The 3,551-nt window shown below is 58.5% G+C and carries 4 protein-coding genes and 1 pseudogene; 1 reads left to right on the plus strand and 4 read right to left on the minus strand.

Features of this window, described 5'->3' with window-relative positions; genetic code table 11:
* Nucleotides 1–82 precede the first annotated feature (82 nt).
* The 3 genes and pseudogenes from PJE01S_RS24915 to PJE01S_RS24030 form a co-directional block, all read right to left on the minus strand.
* Nucleotides 83–476 (minus strand): annotated as a pseudogene (locus tag PJE01S_RS24915) (DDE-type integrase/transposase/recombinase); the annotation flags it as partial.
* A gap of 98 nt (nucleotides 477–574) precedes the next feature.
* Nucleotides 575–1,135: an RBBP9/YdeN family alpha/beta hydrolase gene (locus PJE01S_RS24025; RefSeq protein WP_068836232.1), complete on the minus strand. Its 561-nt coding sequence runs from the start codon at nucleotides 1,133–1,135 to the stop codon at nucleotides 575–577.
* Between the two features lie 29 nt (nucleotides 1,136–1,164).
* Nucleotides 1,165–2,076 (minus strand): TauD/TfdA dioxygenase family protein, encoded by a 912-nt coding sequence (locus PJE01S_RS24030; protein WP_068836233.1) that lies wholly within the window; start codon nucleotides 2,074–2,076, stop codon nucleotides 1,165–1,167.
* A 116-nt stretch (nucleotides 2,077–2,192) separates the two neighbouring features.
* On the opposite strand from PJE01S_RS24030, the gene PJE01S_RS24035 reads away from it, so the two are divergent.
* A complete protein-coding gene (locus tag PJE01S_RS24035; RefSeq protein WP_068836234.1) occupies nucleotides 2,193–3,233 on the plus strand; it encodes an AraC family transcriptional regulator in 1,041 nt (346 codons plus the stop codon).
* Between the two features lie 81 nt (nucleotides 3,234–3,314).
* Here PJE01S_RS24035 and PJE01S_RS24040 read toward each other — a convergent pair.
* The coding region (locus PJE01S_RS24040) for an electron transfer flavoprotein subunit alpha/FixB family protein (protein WP_218017563.1) at nucleotides 3,315–3,551 on the minus strand (237 nt) is incomplete at its 5' end.

Consider the following 3,551-nt stretch of genomic DNA (forward strand, 5'->3'; position numbering starts at 1 on the left):
GTCTCCTGTTAATGAATTAAAAATAAATTGCCTAAAAATTTTTCACACTGGACTGCCCCGGTCAGCAAGACAACTCCCTGCCTCAAACCGAAACGGGCTCCAATGCCTCCGGACTAATGCCGCCCAAATGACTTTGACGGCATGATCGGTTGTAGAAGACTTCGATGTAATCGAAGACCTCATCCCGTGCCAACTCCCAGGTCTTGTGAATGCGCATTCGGATGCGCTCTTTTTAAACGGCTGACGATGGATTCGGCAACCGCATTGCCCCAGAAATTGGCTCGTCGGCTCATGCGGGGCTCCAAGTCGTGGGCGTGGCAGAGTCGCTTGAAGTCGTCGCTGTCGTATTGGCTACCTTGGTCAGGATGAACAATAACGCGGTCATCAGGCTTTCTGCGCCATACAGCCATAAAAATCGCATCCAGAGCCAGTTTCTGTCCCAGTGTGAGCTTCATGTTCAAGCCCATGACCTGGCGCTCAACAGGTCGATACCCCTTCGAGTACGCATGCAGATGCGTAACCGTTGATCCTGGCGCCCTTCTTTCTCAGCCGGTGACATCCGACCAACATCCGGTCACGAGAGTTCGCGAATGAACTCTTCGGCCTGCGGCCATTCACCATAGCCCGAGGCCGGATTCAAATGTCCGACCGCACCAAGTTCGACGAAGCGGCTGCCCCAAGCCTGCGCCAAGTCACAGGCACGTTCGAGACGCGTGAGAGGATCGTTGCTACTTGCCGCGACGATGCTCGGAAACGGCAACGTGGCGCGCGGGATCGGCAGCCAGCCATGGTCGTTCAGTACATCGGTCGTCGGGTAGCCCGCCGGCATTGGCGTTTCAAGGTCCGCAGGCGCTGCCAGCAGCGCGCCCTGGATCTCGCGTGTGGCGCGCAGGGTCGCCCAATGGGCAACCATCATAGCGCCTGCGCTGTGCGCCACGATGATCACTGGACCCGCAATGGAAGCCAGAGTGTGGTCGATGGCATCGACGCGGGCAGTGCAGCTAAGTTTGTCGTGCTCGAGCGGGGCGACACTGCGCACGTTAGGCAGCTTCGCCGCAAGCAGGGTCTGCCAGTGGTTCGGCACATGCTCGCGCAGGCCTGGGACGATGAGAATGGTTGGCGTCGTTGATTTCATGTTGACGTCGTCGATTTCAGGTTGATAACTTAGTACGGCAAGTCACCGATGATTGCCGTGCGCTCCATCTTGCGGTGGCACGGCGGGTAATCCATCACTGCGTAGTGCTGGGTCGAACGGTTGTCCCAGAACGCAACACTGTTCTTCTTCCAACGAAAACGCACCTGGTATTCGGGGATATTGGCCTGGCTGGTAAGGTAATTAAGCAGCTGACTGGCGCCCGGCGCCTTGTCCAGGCCGAAACGCACGTTGGCTGGCGTATTGAAGTTGGTGAAGTGCGTCGTGAAGCTTCCGTTGACAAATAGAATCTTCTCCCCCGTTTCAGGATGGATACGCACAACCGGGTGCTCGGCGTCCGGGTACTGAGCCTTCAGCGCAAGGCGCTTTTCGATCGGCATCACGGCGCCGAAGCTCGCCTCGATGCTATGGCGCGCGCGCAATGAGGCGATCTTCGTCTTGATATCCTCGGGCAGCTGCCTGTAGGCCTCCACCATGTTGACCCACATGGTGTCGCCGCCCACGGGCGGGCATTCGACACAGCGCAGAACGCAGCCTAACGGAGGCTTTTCGCGCCAGGTGGCATCGGTATGCCAGGAATTCTCGTTGCGATCAGGAGGGTTTTCCGGGGTTTTGTAGATCTGAACCAGCCCCGGATGATCCGGATGGCTGCCCACCACGGGATGCTCCTCCAGCTCGCCGAAGCGCCGCGCGAAGGCCACGTGCTGAGCGCGCGTGATGTCCTGGTCACGAAAAAAAACCACGTGATACTTTAGAAGCAGCGCCCTGATCTCTGCCATCAGCGAATCGTCCTCGGCAGCCGCTCCTAGGTTAACGTTGCCGAGCTCGGCGCCGATCGTGCAAGTGAGCGGCTCGACCTGGATTGAACTGCTCAGCGAAGTCGCACGGACCACTGCGGGTGCCGCTTGGAGGTCTTGAGTCATGACAGTTTGTCTCCTGTTATAGAATGGCGTGATAGGTCAAGTGTGGGCGCGACAAGCCGTCCTTGCTTGACAATACATGACATGCATTTTGCATTTCGCGCCAATCTTTTAGACCAATGTCGCCCCTTGTCCGTGCTGCGAGCCTCACCAACTACAGCGAGGTGGCCCTTGCCTCCGGACTGAACCCGGCCCGGATGCTCTTTGACGCGGGGCTAAGCCCTAGCGTATTACACGAGCCGGATCTGATGATTCCGGTGGAGTGTGTCGGGCGATTGCTCCAGGCTTCTGCAACCGCGTCGGGTAACGAGAGTTTCGGACTCTGCATGGCCGAGTCGCGCCTGTTGTCCAATCTTGGGGCGGTAGGATTGCTGATCCGCGATCAGGCGACGCTGCGCGACTCGCTTTACATGCTGATGCGCTACCAAGCGCTACTCAATGATGCGCTGTCGCTGGCGGTCGAAGAAGGCGCCGGAATGGTCATTATTCGCGAGGTGGTCATGCCTGGCAGTGCGCATCAGCCCACGCGCCAAAGGGTTGAACTGGCGCTAGGGGTAATGGTGCGGTTGATACGCCAACTCCTCGGGGCCGACTGGCAGCCGCGGCGCGTGTGCTTCGAACACTCTGCCCCGCGTGACGTTAGTACACACCTACGGTTGTTTGGCCGTTGCGTCGAGTTCGACTATGACTTCAACTGCATCGTCTGCGCAAAAACTGATCTCGATGCACGCAACCCGTCAGCCGATCCGGCGATGGTGCGCTACGCGCAGCAGTTGATAGATGCCTCTGCCAAGTCGAAGGGGGCGACAATGCTCGAGGACGTGCGGCGCACAATACTGCTACTGCTGCCCAGTGGGCGTTGCAGCATCGAACAGGTGACCGAACACTTGGGCGTAGTGTGCCGCACGGTCCAGCGTCGACTCGCTGAACAGGGGCAAAGCTTCTCGTCGATGGTTAACGACATCCGCAAGGAACTCGCCACACGTTATGTCCTCGAGAGTGATCGTCCGTTAACCGAAGTGGCAGCACTGCTCGGTTTTTCCGCGCCGAGCAGCTTCTCGCGCTGGTACCAAGCGCAATTCAGTTGTAGCGCCAAGGAGAGTCGATCCACACTCCTCGCCACTCGCCGCCGCACAGCACCTCCGCGGCCTAGCGCATGACCATTACAGTGGTCTAAATTAAACCAACCGGCCTCCATCAAACCCAGGGCGATTCATATGAACCGTGGGCTCAGAAGTTAATCAATAAGCCATTAAAGCAACGATGCTTGGCACGGCCGTGAACAAATCAGCCTCCAGGCCATAGTCGGCCACGCTGAAGATCGGTGCTTCCGGGTCCTTGTTGATCGCCACGATGACCTTGGAGTCCTTCATGCCGGCCAGGTGCTGGATGGCGCCCGAGATGCCGCAGGCAATGTAGAGCTGGGGCGCGACGATCTTGCCGGTCTGGCCCACCTGCCAGTCGTTGGGGGCATAACC

This window comes from Polaromonas jejuensis NBRC 106434, from assembly GCF_001598235.1.
Taxonomy (GTDB): domain Bacteria; phylum Pseudomonadota; class Gammaproteobacteria; order Burkholderiales; family Burkholderiaceae_C; genus Polaromonas; species Polaromonas jejuensis.

What these genes read in the sequence shown, in the direction of transcription:
- PJE01S_RS24025 (WP_068836232.1), bottom strand. Translation starts at nt 1,135, where the DNA reads ATGAAATCAACGACGCCAACCATTCTCATCGTCCCAGGCCTGCGCGAG.
- PJE01S_RS24030 (WP_068836233.1), bottom strand. Translation starts at nt 2,076, where the DNA reads ATGACTCAAGACCTCCAAGCGGCACCCGCAGTGGTCCGTGCGACTTCG.
- PJE01S_RS24035 (WP_068836234.1), top strand. Translation starts at nt 2,193, where the DNA reads ATGTCGCCCCTTGTCCGTGCTGCGAGCCTCACCAACTACAGCGAGGTG.